This is a genomic window from Alteromonas sp. ISO5, assembly GCF_058105165.1.
In genome coordinates, this window is sequence record NZ_CM176572.1 from 4,892,565 (window position 1) to 4,908,560 (window position 15,996).

Annotated in this window: 13 protein-coding genes; 5 read left to right on the forward strand and 8 right to left on the reverse strand. The window is 47.8% G+C overall.

Annotation, left to right across the window (positions count from 1 at the left end; all coding sequences use genetic code 11):
* Positions 1-135: 135 nt before the first annotated feature.
* From AC2T0J_RS22175 to AC2T0J_RS22190, 4 genes are read left to right on the forward strand one after another with little or no spacing between them, the layout of a single operon-like run.
* Positions 136-2,058, forward strand: coding sequence for a PrkA family serine protein kinase (locus AC2T0J_RS22175; protein WP_489807889.1), 1,923 nt, complete (start codon positions 136-138; stop codon positions 2,056-2,058).
* A gap of 26 nt (positions 2,059-2,084) precedes the next feature.
* On the forward strand, positions 2,085-3,368 hold the full coding sequence (locus AC2T0J_RS22180) for a YeaH/YhbH family protein (RefSeq protein WP_489807890.1): 1,284 nt from the start codon (positions 2,085-2,087) through the stop codon (positions 3,366-3,368).
* Complete coding sequence (locus AC2T0J_RS22185) at positions 3,368-4,879, forward strand: SpoVR family protein (protein ID WP_489807891.1); 1,512 nt, start codon at positions 3,368-3,370, stop codon at positions 4,877-4,879. Before AC2T0J_RS22180 ends, AC2T0J_RS22185 begins: the two co-directional genes overlap by 1 nt.
* A 52-nt stretch (positions 4,880-4,931) precedes the next feature.
* Positions 4,932-5,315 carry a GFA family protein gene (locus tag AC2T0J_RS22190; RefSeq protein ID WP_489807892.1) on the forward strand — a complete coding sequence of 128 codons (384 nt, stop codon included), beginning with the start codon at positions 4,932-4,934 and terminating at the stop codon, positions 5,313-5,315.
* Positions 5,316-5,345: 30 nt separating this feature from the next.
* On the opposite strand, the gene AC2T0J_RS22195 is transcribed toward AC2T0J_RS22190, so the two are convergent.
* The 4 genes from AC2T0J_RS22195 to prmB all read right to left on the reverse strand — a co-directional run bounded on the left by AC2T0J_RS22195 (position 5,346) and on the right by prmB (position 9,497).
* Positions 5,346-6,062: a transposase gene (locus AC2T0J_RS22195; RefSeq protein ID WP_489807893.1), complete on the reverse strand. Its 717-nt coding sequence runs from the start codon at positions 6,060-6,062 to the stop codon at positions 5,346-5,348.
* A gap of 190 nt (positions 6,063-6,252) precedes the next feature.
* Complete coding sequence (locus AC2T0J_RS22200) at positions 6,253-7,431, reverse strand: MFS transporter (RefSeq protein ID WP_489807894.1); 1,179 nt, start codon at positions 7,429-7,431, stop codon at positions 6,253-6,255.
* 24 nt (positions 7,432-7,455) lie between these two features.
* The gene (aroC, locus tag AC2T0J_RS22205) at positions 7,456-8,556 is read right to left on the reverse strand and encodes a chorismate synthase (protein WP_489807895.1); all 1,101 of its coding nucleotides are present in this window, start codon (positions 8,554-8,556) and stop codon (positions 7,456-7,458) included.
* 5 nt (positions 8,557-8,561) lie between these two features.
* Positions 8,562-9,497, reverse strand: a complete 936-nt coding sequence (gene prmB, locus AC2T0J_RS22210) for a 50S ribosomal protein L3 N(5)-glutamine methyltransferase (RefSeq protein ID WP_489807896.1) — start codon at positions 9,495-9,497, stop codon at positions 8,562-8,564.
* 114 nt (positions 9,498-9,611) lie between these two features.
* Here prmB and smrB point away from each other — a divergent pair, with 114 nt between their 5' ends.
* Entirely contained in the window at positions 9,612-10,187 is a 576-nt protein-coding gene (smrB, locus tag AC2T0J_RS22215; protein WP_489807897.1) for an endonuclease SmrB, read from the forward strand.
* 28 nt (positions 10,188-10,215) lie between these two features.
* Here smrB and AC2T0J_RS22220 read toward each other — a convergent pair whose 3' ends face one another.
* The 4 genes from AC2T0J_RS22220 to AC2T0J_RS22235 form a co-directional block, all read right to left on the reverse strand.
* Entirely contained in the window at positions 10,216-10,341 is a 126-nt protein-coding gene (locus tag AC2T0J_RS22220; protein WP_489807898.1) for a DUF3149 domain-containing protein, read from the reverse strand.
* A 312-nt stretch (positions 10,342-10,653) separates the two neighbouring features.
* Positions 10,654-11,292: a transglycosylase SLT domain-containing protein gene (locus tag AC2T0J_RS22225; protein ID WP_489807899.1), complete on the reverse strand. Its 639-nt coding sequence runs from the start codon at positions 11,290-11,292 to the stop codon at positions 10,654-10,656.
* 65 nt (positions 11,293-11,357) lie between these two features.
* On the reverse strand, positions 11,358-12,965 hold the full coding sequence (gene gshA, locus AC2T0J_RS22230) for a glutamate--cysteine ligase (protein WP_489807900.1): 1,608 nt from the start codon (positions 12,963-12,965) through the stop codon (positions 11,358-11,360).
* 145 nt (positions 12,966-13,110) lie between these two features.
* Positions 13,111-15,939 carry a M16 family metallopeptidase gene (locus tag AC2T0J_RS22235; RefSeq protein WP_489807901.1) on the reverse strand — a complete coding sequence of 943 codons (2,829 nt, stop codon included), beginning with the start codon at positions 15,937-15,939 and terminating at the stop codon, positions 13,111-13,113.
* Positions 15,940-15,996: the final 57 nt, after the last annotated feature.

Genomic DNA, 15,996 nt, shown 5'->3' on the forward strand with positions numbered 1-15,996 from the left:
TCACTTGGGCCTCATGATTTTATTAACATTTTTGTTGCAAAAATAAACGACGAATATCAGCTTTCCCCCATTGTTTTCTGAAATTATAGGACTATGCTGGAAGTACGGGAGACCGTTTTTTATACAGGGGTATTTATGGGTATTTTCGAGCATTACCAAGAGCGCTATGAAAAACATAAGCAAGAAGAGTTTACCATTCAGGAATTCTTAGACATCTGTAAAAACGACCCGATGGCCTATGCAAATTCCGCTGAAAGACTGTTGCAGGCCATTGGCGAGCCTGAAATGATAGACACATCCACCGATCCGGCACTCAGCCGCATTTTCTCAAACCGCGTCATTGCCCGTTATCCGGCATTCCATGAATTTTTTGGCATGGAAGAAGCGATAGAGCAAATTGTATCCTACCTGCGCCATGCCGCGCAGGGGCTGGAAGAGAAAAAACAAATACTCTATCTGTTAGGACCGGTAGGTGGCGGTAAATCATCACTCGCTGAACGGCTCAAAGAACTGATGCAGAAAGTGCCGATCTATATGATTAAAGACTCACCGGTTAACGACCATCCTTTCTGCCTGTTCGATTTAAATGAAGACGGCAACATTCTTGAGCAGGAATACGGCATTCCAAAACGGTATTTAAAAACCATCATGTCACCCTGGGCCAGAAAGCGCCTGCATGAATACAACGGTGACATCACTAAATTTAAAGTAGTGAAGGTGTATCCCTCTATTCTCGATCAGATGGGCATTGCCAAAACCGAGCCCGGCGACGAAAACAACCAGGATATTTCGTCACTGGTAGGTAAAGTGGATATTCGTCGTTTGGAACAATTTGCTCAAAACGATCCGGATGCTTACAGCTACTCAGGTTCTCTGTGTAAGGCCAATCAGGGCCTGATGGAGTTTGTGGAAATGTTTAAAGCGCCGATTAAGGTGCTGCACCCGCTACTGACAGCAACTCAGGAAGGCAACTATAACCCTACTGAAGGATTCTCTGCCCTGCCCTTTGACGGGCTGATTCTGGCGCACTCAAACGAGTCTGAATGGCAGACATTCCGTAACAATAAAAACAATGAGGCCTTTCTCGACCGGGTATACATTGTCAAAGTACCCTACTGCTTACGCGTTTCTGAGGAGATGCGTATCTACGACAAACTATTGCAAAACAGTGAATTACACGGCGCGCCCTGCGCACCTGACACGTTAAAAAGTCTGGCCCAGTTTATCGTGCTGTCGCGACTTAAAGAGCCTGAGAATTCCAGTATCTATTCGAAGATGCGGGTGTACGACGGTGAAAGTCTGAAAGATACCGATCCGAAAGCCAAGTCTTATCAGGAATACCGCGACTACGCAGGCGTTGACGAAGGTATGGAAGGCCTATCTACCCGTTTCGCTTTCAAGATTTTATCTCGCGTGTTTAATTTCGATCACGCCGAGGTCGCGGCTAACCCGGTGCATTTATTCTATGTGCTGGAGCGACAAATTGAGCGTGAGCAGTTCCCTCAGGATACGGCCGATCGCTATAAAGAATTTTTAAAAGGCTTCCTGATCCCGCATTACGTAGAGTTTATTGGCAAAGAGATTCAAACGGCGTATCTGGAGTCTTACTCTGAATATGGCCAGAACCTGTTTGACCGCTATGTCACCTATGCAGACTTCTGGATCCAGGATCAGGAATACCGGGATCCGGAAACCGGCCAGTTGTTTGATCGTGCGTCGCTAAATGCTGAGCTGGAAAAAACCGAAAAACCAGCCGGTATCAGCAACCCGAAAGATTTCCGTAATGAAATCGTGAATTTTGTGCTCCGTGCCCGGGCCAATAATGGGGGTAAAAACCCGAACTGGACCAGCTACGAAAAACTGCGCACCGTAATAGAAAAGAAAATGTTCTCTAATACGGAAGATCTACTGCCGGTAATTTCGTTTAACACCAAAGGGTCTGCTGAAGATCGTAAGAAACACGACGACTTTGTAAACCGTATGGTGGAGAAAGGGTATACACAAAAACAAGTACGGTTACTGTGCGAATGGTACCTGCGTGTCCGCAAAGCATCTTAGGGTGCGCTTTAGCGTGAAGGGGTTGTATGGCACATTTCATAGACCGCAGGTTAAATAGCAAAGGGAAAAGCACCCTTAACCGTCAGCGGTTTTTAAAACGATACAAGCAACAAATCAAACGCGCTGTGTCAGATGCCGTCGGTCAGCGTTCGGTGACCGACGTCGAGTCTGGCGAACATATCAGCATACCGAAACAGGACATCTCCGAACCATTATTTCACACCGGCAAAGGTGGTAAACGCACCGTTGTTCATCCGGGTAACGACCAATTCACTGCTGGCGACCGTATTGACCGCCCGCCACCTCAGGGTGGACAGGGTTCGGGTCAGGGCGACGCGGGAAACAGTGGCGAAGGGGAAGATGACTTTACCTTTTCGATATCCAAAGACGAATACCTCGACTTACTGTTTGAAGATTTGGCCCTGCCTAACCTGAAAAACAGCCAGTTCGATCAGGTCGTTCAGTACGAGACCTACCGGGCGGGTTATCAAACCGACGGGGTTCCTACCAATCTGGATATCGTGCGCTCACTTAAAGGCTCGATGGCCAGACGGGTAGCCCTGACTGCGGCAGACCGACGCAAGTTGCGCGAAGCCGAAGAGGAGCTTGAGAAGCTTAAAGCCGATAAGCACGATAACACCGTGGCTATTATTGAACTGGAAAAAACCATTGGCGCGTTAAAAGCAAAAATTGCCGGTGTGCCGTTTATTGACACCTTCGATTTACGTTTTAAAAACTACACCAAAAAGCCAGTGCCCACCAGCAAGGCAGTAATGTTTTGCCTGATGGATGTCTCCGGCTCAATGGATCAGGCCACTAAAGACATGGCCAAGCGTTTTTACATCCTGCTTTATTTGTTTTTAAGCCGGACGTATAAAAACGTCGAGGTGGTATACATTCGCCATCATACTCAGGCCAAAGAAGTCGATGAGCAGGAGTTTTTCTACTCTCAGGAAACCGGCGGTACCATTGTATCCAGTGCGCTTAAACTGATGGACGAAATTATCGCCGAACGCTACCAGGACAGCGACTGGAACATTTATGCCGCGCAGGCATCAGACGGCGATAACTGGGCCGACGACTCTCCTCAGTGCCGCGAAATTCTGATGAAAAAACTACTGCCGGTTACACGCTATTTCGCGTATATCGAAATCACCGAACGCCAGCACCAAAGCCTGTGGCGTGAATATCAAAGCGTGGAGGAAGCCTGCAGTAACTTTGTTTGCAAACACATCATCTCGGTCAGCGATATCTATCCTGTATTCCGTGAACTGTTTGAGAAAACCAGTGAAAACAGCGGAGGAAGCTAATGACGGCTGAAATAGCAGAAGTAAAGAAAACACTCAGCGACGGGCCTGACTGGACCTTCGACATGCTGGCCCAATACGAAACTGAAATAGACCGTATTGCCAAAGCATACAAACTCGACATTTATCCTAATCAGATCGAAGTGATCACCGCCGAACAAATGATGGACGCCTATGCCAGTATTGGCATGCCAATTAACTATACCCACTGGTCCTTCGGCAAAAAATTTATTCAGAACGAACAGCAATACCGTCGTGGCCAGATGGGCCTGGCCTATGAAATTGTGATTAACTCCAACCCCTGTATTGCTTATTTAATGGAAGAAAACACCATTACCATGCAGGCCCTGGTAATGGCCCATGCCTGTTACGGACACAACTCTTTTTTTAAAGGCAATTACCTGTTTCAAACCTGGACCGACGCCAGCTCGATTATCGATTATCTGGTATTTGCCAAAAACTACATTGCCAAGTGCGAGCAAAAATACGGCTACGAAGAAGTCGAGCAAACACTGGATTCCTGCCACGCGCTGATGAATTTTGGAGTCGACCGTTACAAACGCCCGCAGAAGTTATCGCTTCAGGAGGAAAAGAGCCGTCAGAAGCAGCGCGCCAAATACTTACAATCTCAGGTTAACGAACTATGGCGCACCCTGCCCGACAGCAAGGAAAAAAACCAACCAAAGGCAATGCGTTTTCCGGCTGAGCCACAAGAAAACCTGCTGTATTTTATCGAGAAAAATGCCCCTTTGCTGGAGCCCTGGCAACGTGAAATTGTGCGCATTGTACGCAAGGTCTCCCAGTATTTTTACCCGCAAAAACAAACTCAGGTAATGAACGAAGGCTGGGCATGTTTCTGGCACTATCATATTTTAAACAAGCTTTACGATGAAGGGCTGGTGACCGACCGCTTTATGCTGGAGTTTTTACACAGCCACACCAGCGTGGTGACCCAACCCGATTACAACAGCCCTTACTACAGCGGTATTAACCCGTATGCACTGGGTTTTAATATGTTTATGGACATTAAGCGCATTTGCCAGGCGCCTACAGAGGAAGATCGCTATTGGTTTCCGGACATTGCCGGTAAAGACTGGCTGGAAACCGTGCATTTCGCTATGCATAACTTTAAGGATGAAAGCTTTATCAGCCAGTTTTTGTCACCCAAGTTGATCCGCGACTTTAAACTGTTTGCAGTGGAAGATGATGCTGATAAACCCTATGTGAGCGTATCGGCTATTCACGACGAGCGCGGTTACCGGGCCATCCGGGAAAAGCTCTCCGCCCAGTATAACCTGAGTAACCTAGAACCTAACATTCAGGTATATAACGTGGATGTACGTGGCGATCGCTCGTTAACGCTAAGGTATGTGCCACAAAATGGCATTCCACTGGCTGACAGTAAAGACGAAGTCATGCGCCACCTGCACAGGCTTTGGAAATTTGATGTCAAACTGGAGCAGTTGCAGGACGATGGGGATACTGCGGTGATAGCACACTGCGTCCGTCAGTAGGCCCTTTAACAGACATTATCAGGAGAGAAATGTTAATAATGAGGATTGCTCAATGGTAGAACACGCCGGGAGTTGTCACTGTGGCGCTATCAGATTTACTGTCAACGCGCCGCAAGACCTGAAAGTGAATCAGTGCAACTGTTCGATATGCAGTAAGTCTGGGTATCTGCATCTCATTGTTCCTGCAGATCGTTTTATGCTATTGCAAGGCAAACAGTGTCTGACGACCTATACCTTTAATACGCATACCGCTAAGCATTTTTTCTGTAAAATCTGCGGTATTAAACCGTTTTATATCCCCCGCTCCCACCCGGATGGCTACAGCGTAAATGCCAGATGCCTGGATGAAACGAGCGTTAACAGCATTGAGATACGGCAGACCAATGGTAAAGAGTGGGAGAAGCAATACCCAATAGGACGTGGCGATTATGAATAGCGTTTAAGGCCGCGCACTGAGATCAAGGGGTCAGATTCTTTGAAACCATTCCTTAAACTCTTCAGAGCGTCTATCCCCTCCGTGTTCAAGATATCCGACAAAGCGCTCAAGTTGTTCGGATATCTGCTTTACAAATTTATCATCGCCCAGCACCCTGGACTTATTTATTGATAATCTTATCTTGTTCACTATCTCATTTGATAACGAGTTGTCGAGAAGACGGTTATAAGCCAGTTTTCGACTCGCGGAGTCATTGCCGAGGGATAAATAGAGAGGGTGAGGCTTTATCAAGGCAATATTTTTATTGCCTCCGTTTGCATGATAGCTACTCCATACGTAGTCTTTTGGGTGATCTACCATTTTTGCTCTGACCGGATTTAATTCAATATATTGGTAAACCTGTAGTAGGTACTCGTCAGAATTCACCAAACTTGATTTAAACCTACCTTCCCAAAGCGTGCCAGTTCGATTGTAAGTGGTGTTGATATAGCGAACATAATAGCGCCCTAAACTCTGCATAACATAACTAATGCCCTCATAGTCTGATGCTTGCAAAAGTAAATGAACATGGTTTGTCATTAAGACAAAACAATGTATCCGCACATTAAATTTGTCTGCACACTCTTTAAGCTTTTTAAGGTAAACCGCATAATCTGCAGCCTGAAAAAAACACGCTTGTCTATTGTTTCCTCGCTGAACAACGTGTACAGGCATATTTGGAACCAATACCCTCGGACGACGAGCCAATTTTAATTCTCCCTGAAAACAAACTGGCTTAAATCTTATGTGAAAATCCACTAAATTATACTGGTCAACAGGCCTGTTCTTTATTTGCGGTAAACTAAAGGCTTACCTCACTATGAGAAAGTATTTTCAAAGAACCTGACCCTTTGATCGAGAAAGTATTTTTAAAGAACCTGACCCCTTGATCGCTGGTTTAATGTTCCTGTCGCTTATCCATCTGCTGCGGCGTGATAAGCAGCAGTATTAATCCACCTGCAGCGGCACAGGCACCAGCCGCCGAAAACGTTAGCATAGAGCCAGCGCCCTGCTGCCACAATAACCCTGCGGCATAATTGCCTATGGCGCCGCCCAAACCAAAGGCCAGACTAATGTAAGCGGCCTGAATACGGCCGTGGATCTGGGAAGGAAAATAGTGATGGATGAAATGCATCGAGGTAGAGTGATTTAAGCCAAAGCTTAACGCATGGATAAACTGACTGAAGAACACCAGCCAGAACATATCGGCCAGCGTCCCAAGAACCAGCCAGCGTACCCCGGTGGCAAGCAAACAGAACACCATTAAGCGCCATACACCGAAGCGGGAAATCAGCCGCTGGGCAACCAGAAAGATGCCGACTTCGACGGTCACACCCAGTGCAATCAGTAAACCGGTTTGCATGCCAGAATAGCCTAAATCCCGCATATACAGTGCAAAAAAGCCGTAGTACGCGCCAAAACTTAATTGCAGTAAGGCATTGGAGAGCAGAAACAACAGTGCCACCTTATCCCGCAAAAACGGCATGATCCGCACGGCAACCACCGCTTTGGGTTTAAGATCTTGCGGTTGTGTAAGGATGAGACTGCTTAGAAAGAGGCCGACTAATACCAACATCGAAGCATAAATTGGCGCATCGGTTGACAAGAAGTCGAGTGCCTTGCCGACTAATACAGTGAGTACGATAAAGCCGATACTGCCCCACAAACGAATACGACCGTAGCGTTTGGAGTCACCTTCAATGGTTTGTAGCGTCAGCACTTCAAGCTGCGGCAACACTGCGGTCCAGAACATCATCATCAGGCCCATAACCAGCGTCAGATACCAGAATGAGTAAGCCCAGAATACACCAATAAAACTCAGTACGGTTAAACCGCTGCCGAGTCTCAGAATAAACAGTATTTTGCCAGTGCGATCGGCAACGCCGGCCCATAGCGAAGGGCCGATAATGCGTGCCAGGGTAATAACCGCAAACAACTCGCCAATTTCTGCCGAAGTGAAGCCGCGCCCATCAAGAAAGACGCCAAGGTAAGGAGTGATGACCCCCAACTGACCAAAATACAGAGCGTAGGTAAGGCTGAGCGCTATAATTGCAAAGCGGCTGGAAGATGCCGCCATTACTTGAGTGTCAGGTTCAGCATCTTATTTAGCTGAACCCGGAATAATCGGCGTGGTGCAATGCACAGCCGCGTTTTGTGCGCGATGACGCAGGCAATGGTCCATTAACACCAGCGCCAGCATGGCTTCGGCGATTGGCACAGCACGAATGCCTACGCAAGGATCGTGACGTCCCTTGGTTACAATTTCAATCGCGTTACCGTCGGTATCAATCGTTTCGCCCGGTACCGAAATACTGGAAGTGGGTTTAAGTGCCATATGAACCACCAAATCCTGACCGGTTGAAATGCCACCCAATACCCCACCTGAATGATTAGAGGTAAATCCATCCGGGGTTAGCGTGTCGCGATGTTCACTGCCCTTTTGAGTTACCACATCAAAGCCGTCGCCCACTTCCACGCCTTTAACCGCATTAATGCCCATCATGGCACCTGCAATATCAGCATCGAGACGGTCAAACACCGGCTCACCCAGGCCTACCGGCATATTAGTGGCTACGACTGACACTTTTGCGCCGATCGAGTCGCCGGACTTTTTCAGATCGCGCATGTATTCATCCAGCGCTTCCAGCTTCGACGCATCCGGGCAGAAAAATGGGTTTTCGTTAATAATGCTGTAGTCAACCGTGTCGATGGCAACCGGGCCTAATTGCGACAAAAAGCCGTGAATTTTAATGCCATGAACCTGCTCAAGGTATTTCTTGGCAATGCCGCCAGCGGCCACACGTATAGCCGTTTCGCGCGCAGACGAGCGGCCACCGCCACGATAGTCGCGAAAACCATACTTTTGCTGGTAGGTATAATCGGCATGGCCTGGGCGGAAGCTCGCAGCGATATTGGAGTAATCCTGACTGCGCTGATCTTTATTCTTAATCAGCAAACCAATACTGGTACCGGTGGTTTTGCCTTCAAACACGCCAGATAAAATTTGCACTTCGTCGTCTTCGCGACGGGCTGTGGTATAGCGTGATGTACCTGGTTTACGACGGTCTAAATCTACCTGTAAATCTTCTTCGGTCAGTTCCAGTCCCGGAGGACAACCATCTACCACACCGCCCAGGGCAATGCCGTGACTCTCACCAAAGGTGGATACCGTAAATATTTTACCGAAAGTATTACCCGCCATCTCTTTTATTTATCCTGTTGGTTGTAACTGTCTAATGCTGCTTTGGTTACAGCGAATATACCATGGCCACCCTGTGCCAGTTCGACCCACTCAATATCCAGTCCCGGGAACCTTGCTGCCATATGCACCAGGCTGTTGCCGACTTCAACAAACATGACGCCCTGCTCGGTAAGATAATCCGCGGCCCGGGCAATCATGGTCTCCACTAAATCGAGGCCATCCTCGCCAGCAGCCAGCGCCAGTTCGGGTTCGTGCTGAAATTCCACCGGCAAGTCGGCCATATCCTCAGCATCCACATAAGGGGGATTCGATACGATTAAGTCGTATTTTTGTCCCTCGAGCTGACTGAACAAATCAGAGTACAAAGGGAAAACCCGTTCACTCAGTCCGTGTTCTTCTATATTCAGTTCTGCCACGGCCAGAGCATCGGCACTGATGTCCACCGCATCAACCTGGGCCTCATCGAACGCGTAAGCCAATGCAATGGCTATACAACCGCCGCCGGTACACATATCCAGAATTCGGGTTGGAGTGTTGCTAAGATATGGCACAAATTTGCCCTGGATCAGTTCGGCAAACGGCGAGCGTGGGATCAGTACCCGCTCATCCACATAAAACGGCAGTTCGCAGAACCAGGCTTCATGCGTTATGTAAGGGAGTGGTAAACGGGTTTGCACTCGTTGCACTACCAACTCGGCGACCTTACTGCGCTCACTTTTGGTCAGCCTCGCTGCAAACACTCCGTCACCGGTTTGAGAGGTTAATGTGTGAGGTAAATGCAGTGCATAAAACACCAGGCTCACCGCCTCATCCCAGGCATTGTCGGTACCATGACCGTAAAACAGTTCTGCATCATTAAACCGACTAACCGCCCAGCGCACCATGTCTAAAATGGAGTGCAGATCAGCAATGGCTTCGTCGAGGTAAAACTTGTCGGTCATACGGGCTACAATGTCCTGAAATTATAAAGCTGGTATGATACCTAATGTTGTCCGCTTCGGACATGCTTAATTTAATGCAAAATCACCCGCAATGAAGATTAGGAAACCTGACCTGTGAAATTTAAGTCGCAATTTCCCCCTGTCACCGCCGAGCAGGACACCGAAGACAGTGATGATATGGCGTTATTTCGGCAAGAAATTAAAGGCGTAGCGCCTTTGAAGCAGGATACTTACGTACCAGAGACGATCCGCCCGGAAGTGAAAATTCGTCGCCAGCAAAAAGCTAACCGGCAGGCCAGGGCAAGCTTTGAATTTTCCGACGCCTTTGAAGGTTTTATTCCGCCAGAAGGCGCCCTTCGCTACTGCCGACAGGATGTGCCCGGTTATGAGCTTAAACGGTTGCGCCGGGGCACGTACAACCCGGACTATATTCTTGATTTACACGGCCTGACCAGAGCGCAGGCTAAACATGAGTTAGCGGCTTTACTGCATACGACGTGGCAGGAACATGTCGACTGTGTGTGTATTGTGCACGGTGTGGGCTCAGGCGTCCTCAAACAGGCGCTGCCCCATTACCTTATTCAACATCCCAGAGTGATGGCCTTCCATCAGGCACCACTGGAATATGGTGGGCAGGGTGCCTTGCTGGTGCTGCTGGAAGTCGAGTCACCGTTTAACAAAAAACGCTAATCACATTCAGGCTTCAGCCATTTGCGGTTTACTTATGGTCATCGCCGCTGTTGTGGATAAACAAGTAAGTGTAATACACCATCATTGCGCATACGATAAAAATGCCAAGTAATGAGCCCCATACAACCGGATCTTTTAATAACATTGACCACATAACAATCACCTTTTTATTTGCTGTTTCTATGGTGATAGTGTGCGCCTGAGAGGCAGAAAAAACGCTGATCCAAATCAATATCAAAATAGCCATCTGGCGCAAAGCATGACCTGGATCAAAAGAATGCGGCTAACCTAATATACAGGGTTTTCAAAACTTTTATTGATAATAGTTATCATTTAGATTAAAGTAAATATGCCTGTTGGGTTTCCGGAAATTTTACGGTCTTGGACGGAATCCCACTTCTGGCAGGCGGGTACATTGCCCGCCTGCTTTTTTCGTTCGAGAGTGCTCTGCACGACCACTCGGGCGTTAGTCAAATAACTTCCAGAACCAGCTTTTCTGAAGGTCTTCTTCGCAGGTTTTTAATTGCGTAGCATAGCGCAGTGAACGGCCTTTAACGCGCTGAGAAACTTTTACCAGCCAGCCTTTTTTAAGATAAGTTTTGCGCCGGTAGCCCCCCCACCCTTCATGATAATTGAGATATTGTGCGTAGGCATCCCATTTTGAGACGCCGTTAATTTTGTGGGTTTTACTGATAAACCAGCCCATAAAATCCATGGCATCCTCAAAATCATCGCGGTCAGCGCCGGAATTTCCCGTTTCGCGAATGTAGTCGCTCCAGGTGGGCGTTTTGGCCTGAGAATAGCCATAAGCCGAACTCACCCTGCCCCAGGGAATGAGTCCGAAGAGAATGTAATCACGGGGCGGCAGCGCATCGTGACGAAAAGAACTTTCCTGGTACATCATGGCCATGGGCACGTGGATGGGTACGCCCCATTTATCACGCATGTCAGCCGCAGCATCGTACCAATCTTCCTTTTCGTAAAAGATCTCACACAGGTTGCTGGTGTCTTTCGGCGGCGTGGTAGCACAACCTGTGATCACTATCGGTAAAAAAATTACCCAGCCAGAAAAAAAGATGCAAATTTTTTTGAACTTTTTGTACATACGCTGTCCAAACTCATGTTCCGAAAGTGTGTTTCCCTGGAACAAATTCTTATGCCTGACCCGTGTCAGGCATTTTTTTTGGCGGGTTCCCGGGCAAAATAGTCGGTGATAAACTCGCTGAAAGACATGTTATCACTGGCTTCAATTTCTCGCTGAGCCACGAAAGAACGCTCAGCTTCGGCGACAAAATCCTCTGCCGATTTAAACTGGTAATTAAAATCAGTAATTTGCTGACGATAGGTTTCTGCCAGCTCACGACCCACTACCGCGTTATCACCTTCTGCCAGTAACTTATTCAGCCAGCGCCCTGAGAAAGTTAAGTCAGGATCGTCCACTTTTAGCCATTCACGTTTAACCGCTTCGCTGTAGCGATTGTCGTTATAGTTTTCATCCATACACTCAGCCACTTCGGCATAGCGTACAAACAGTGCTTCGGCCCAGTCACGCATGGCAACTTCCTGCTCATTTTGCAGCAAGGTTAAGCCTGGCTTACGCCCTTCAAGTACTACCCGATTAAGGTTCACCTCGGTCTCTTTATAGCGCTCTGCATCAAACTTAGGGCTCTCGGTAAGCAGGCACGCCATCAGGAATACATCCAGGAAATGCATTTGCTCTTTATCGATACCAACCGGACTAAACGGATTAACGTCAAGCGCCCGAATCTCGATGTAACTTACGCCTCTCAATGCCAGGGCATCGGTGGGTTTCTCACCTGATACGGTGGGCTGCTTCGGCCGGATTGGCGAGTAAAATTCGTTTTCAATTTGCAGCACATTTTTACTGAGCTGTTGATAATGACCGCCTTCCCCGGCCGCAAAGCCGGCGTAATTTTTTGACGGCGAATACATTGCTTCGCGCAACAACTGCACATACGAATCAATTGAGTTATAGCAAATACGCAAAGAAGACTGTTCATTACTGGTGTAACCCAATCCGCTCATACGTAACGAGGTTGCATAAGGTAAATATAACGTTCCGCGCCCGAGCTGTTTAAAGTCCAGGCCGTGTTCACGCCCTTCAACAAAGGACTTACACAACGCAGGAGAAGCGCCAAATACATACGGAATTAACCAGCAACTGCGACGATAGTTTCTGATCAGACAAAAATACTGTTCAGACACCCATTCCTGAGTGGCTTCTACGCCTTTCTGACTGGCCAGGTGCTGCCAGAATGTGTCTGGGACAGAAAAGTTGAAGTGTACTCCGGAAATCACCTGCATCAGGCTGCCGTAGCGATTGCGTAATCCCATACGGTAAGCTTTCTTCATTTTACCGACATTAGACTCACCAAAATAGGCAATGGGAATATCTTGCGCATTTTCAATAAAGCAAGGCATGCTTAGCGGCCACAGCCGTTCATCACCTATATTATTAATGGTGAATTTGTGCACGTCTTCTAACTGCGCCAGTGTAGTATTAACGTCAGACTCAGGCGGGGTAATAAACTCAAGCAGCGATTCAGAGTAATCAGTGGTGATACTCTCATGGGTAAGGGCTGCTCCCAGCGCCTTTGGATGCGGCGTCATCGCCAGCATGCCAGTTGGATTTATCCGCAAGCATTCGCGTTCAACCCCACGTTTAATCGCACTGAGTGCAGAAAACGCTGAAGATGATTTAAGGGCCTCAAAATCGTAAGAAAGGTCGTGAGTCAGTGGGCGCAATGTCGATTCCATAATGTCGGTTGCGACTTACATTGGTTGCAAGACGGTTAGCTGTGGGTCGTATAATATCAAATATTTATATCGACCCAAGCATAATTCATAGCTCAACGAGGTTAATTTATGGCGCTCCTCCCCCGATTGAGCCACAAAAACACTGTTATTGCAGGCCTGCAGGGCTCACTTCTTTAATAGTAATGCCGAGGGTTTCAAGTTGGGGCAGGATCACACTTTTGTCTCCCACAACAACAATTTGCAATAACTCCGGATGTAAAGACTTAGCTGCCACGGCATCAATTTCAGCTTTACTGATGTTCAGCAATAGAGCTTTTTGTGCTTTTTTATAATTAACCGGTAGATCATAGGCCAGCAGGCGTCGTAAAAAGGCGGCTTTATCCAGTGGTGTTTCGTATTCTAATGCTTCACTCAGCGTAAAGGCATTTTGCAAATAACTGAGCTCTGCATCAGTGATACCGCGTTGCTTATAATGATTGATCTCAGCCAGCAGCTCCATAATACCCGCCGCGGTAAATTCCTGATTCAGATCGGCACCGGCTTCAAACCAGCCCAGGGTTTTACCACCATTAAACGCTGAAAATGCCCCATAGGTGTAGCCTTTGTCTTCACGCAGGTTAAGATTAATACGGCTGTTAAAATCATCACCGAGCGGAAAGTTCATCAACTGGGCACGAAAATAATCGCCGGTAGCATCATAGGGCATCGCCCGCTCAACCATTCTGACCAGGCTTTGAGCAGCACCAGGGACATCCACCAGTAAAATTTGTTGATGTTTATAGTCAGGAAAGTCGCCGTAATCAGCGATTTGATAGTCAGCCCCCTGCCAGGTGTTGATAAAGTCAAAATAAGTGGTGATTTGACCGGGAGTCATGTCTCCCACTACCACAATAGTACCTTTTGCCGGCACGTAGTACTGCTCATAAAACGCTTTAATATCGTCCAGGGTAATTCGGGATACGGTTTCTGCAGTACCGCCGGGAGGCAAACCAACACGATTATTTCCGCCCCACAATACGGCCGTTTTTACTTGTTCCATGATTGCACCCGGCTCTTTGCGCTGGGCAATGATGTTGTCGAGCAGTTGCTGTTTGATACGGGCAAAATCCTCGGCTTTAAACGCCGGGTTAAACAGTTTCTCTTCCAATAGCGCCAGGGTCTCATCTAGGTGCTCTGTCAGACTGGAAATGAAGACCTGGGTATACCGGCCGTTACTGGCAAAACTAATGGAGGAGCCCATTTTAGCCAACGCGTTCGACATGTCCTCATTAGAATAATTCAACGTCGATTCGTTCATCATCAGCGCGGTAAACGTTGATAAGCCGGCTTTATCCACCGGATCCAGTAACATACCGCCATCCAAATCCAGAGTAATGGTTACCGTGGGCGTTTCATCATTAGTAACCCCAAGTACCTGAATACCATTACGCAACTTGAGTTGCCAGAAACTGGGAATAGTCACTACCGGTGGTTCACCCGCTTCAGGCATTTGGCTACGGTCAAAATCAGACGTCGGCGTTTGGTCGGTAGTCACCTGCTGGTTAGTGGCATTCGCCACTACCTGACGCTCTGGCTGACTGACAGTGGCAGGTTTCACCGCCAAGGCGGGCTGACCTTCGGGCACAACACTGAGAACAACCGCTGCCCGGCCTTTAATATACCGATGGAAAACCCGGTATACATCTTCCTTGGTGACTTCGCTGTAACGCTCAACATCCTCGTTCATTAAATCAGGCTTGCCAAAAAAGGTTTCGTTATAGGCCAGGGTCGATACTTTGCCACTGACACTCTGCAGGCCATAAATAGTAGATGCTTTTATATTCGCTTTGACTCTGGCCAGAGCATCTTCGTCGAAAGGGCGACTTTCAAAGTCTGCCAGAATCGCCTCAATGTCGCTGTAAATCGTGGCCAGTGTGTGCTCGGACTCCGGCGAAACCAGGGCCACAAGATTAAATTCGCAGGCCAGTTCACTACAAGGATGAGAAACACCGGCCTGAACCACTTTACCGGTTTTCACCAGTTGCTCGTAAAATACCGATGTCTTGCCACTGCCCAGAATACTGGCCAATACATCCAGCGCAGCCTCGTCTTCGTGCCTTGCGTACACAGTGGGAAAGACTATTTGTACCAGCGGCAAATGCACATTGTCCTGCATGGTAATAAACTTGTTTTCACTAAGTGAGGCGGGCGCTGGCGGCTGAGCATTCACTTCCGGGCCGGCTGGCAAACCAGCAAAATATTTTTCAATCCAGGCTTTGGTCTGAGCGACATTAATATCACCACCGATGGATAACACCGCATTATTAGGCCCGTACCAGCGCTTGAAGAATGCTTTAAGGTCGTTAACATTCACCCGGTCGAGATCTTCAGTATAGCCAATCGTCAACCAGGAATAAGGATGCCCTTCAGGATACAGCACCTCGCCTATTTTCTCGTGGCGTCGGGCATAAGGCTGATTATCAATGCGCTCAGCTCGTTCGTTTTTCACTGTCTCACGCTGGATCTCAAACTTTTCCTGTGTCACGGCAGGTAGCAGAAAGCCCATCCGATCTGACTCCAGCCATAACACTTTCTCCAACTGATTGGCCGGTACGGTCTGATAATAATTGGTTCTGTCACGATTGGTGGAACCGTTAAGCGTTCCCCCAGCATCGGTAATCAGCTTAAAGTGCTGTTCGTCTGCCACATTGACAGAGCCCTGAAACATCATGTGCTCATAGAAGTGGGCAAAGCCCGTTTTGCCAGCTTCTTCTCTGGCTGAGCCTACATGATAAGTCACATCTACGTGCACCAGCGGATCAGAATGGTCTTCGTGAAGAATAACGGTAAGTCCGTTTTCTAACTGATATTTTTCATAAGCAATAGCAACAGGTTGTGCTACACTTTTTGTATTGGCAGGTGAGAGATCGGATGTCTGAGAGCAACCATATATTGAATGGGCTATCAAACCCAAAAGGACAAATCTGAACAACATTAAACATTCCGGAATTAGTGGATGAAGCATCCATCTGCGAAGGTACGTTAAGTTTAC

Coding starts and splice junctions, on each gene's coding strand:
- AC2T0J_RS22190 (WP_489807892.1), top strand. CDS start 4,932: ATGGTAGAACACGCCGGGAGTTGTCACTGTGGCGCTATCAGATTTACT.
- AC2T0J_RS22180 (WP_489807890.1), top strand. CDS start 2,085: ATGGCACATTTCATAGACCGCAGGTTAAATAGCAAAGGGAAAAGCACC.
- AC2T0J_RS22185 (WP_489807891.1), top strand. CDS start 3,368: ATGACGGCTGAAATAGCAGAAGTAAAGAAAACACTCAGCGACGGGCCT.
- AC2T0J_RS22235 (WP_489807901.1), bottom strand. CDS start 15,939: ATGTTGTTCAGATTTGTCCTTTTGGGTTTGATAGCCCATTCAATATAT.
- prmB (WP_489807896.1), bottom strand. CDS start 9,497: ATGACCGACAAGTTTTACCTCGACGAAGCCATTGCTGATCTGCACTCC.
- AC2T0J_RS22225 (WP_489807899.1), bottom strand. CDS start 11,292: ATGTACAAAAAGTTCAAAAAAATTTGCATCTTTTTTTCTGGCTGGGTA.
- AC2T0J_RS22220 (WP_489807898.1), bottom strand. CDS start 10,341: ATGTGGTCAATGTTATTAAAAGATCCGGTTGTATGGGGCTCATTACTT.
- aroC (WP_489807895.1), bottom strand. CDS start 8,556: ATGGCGGGTAATACTTTCGGTAAAATATTTACGGTATCCACCTTTGGT.
- gshA (WP_489807900.1), bottom strand. CDS start 12,965: ATGGAATCGACATTGCGCCCACTGACTCACGACCTTTCTTACGATTTT.
- AC2T0J_RS22200 (WP_489807894.1), bottom strand. CDS start 7,431: ATGGCGGCATCTTCCAGCCGCTTTGCAATTATAGCGCTCAGCCTTACC.
- AC2T0J_RS22175 (WP_489807889.1), top strand. CDS start 136: ATGGGTATTTTCGAGCATTACCAAGAGCGCTATGAAAAACATAAGCAA.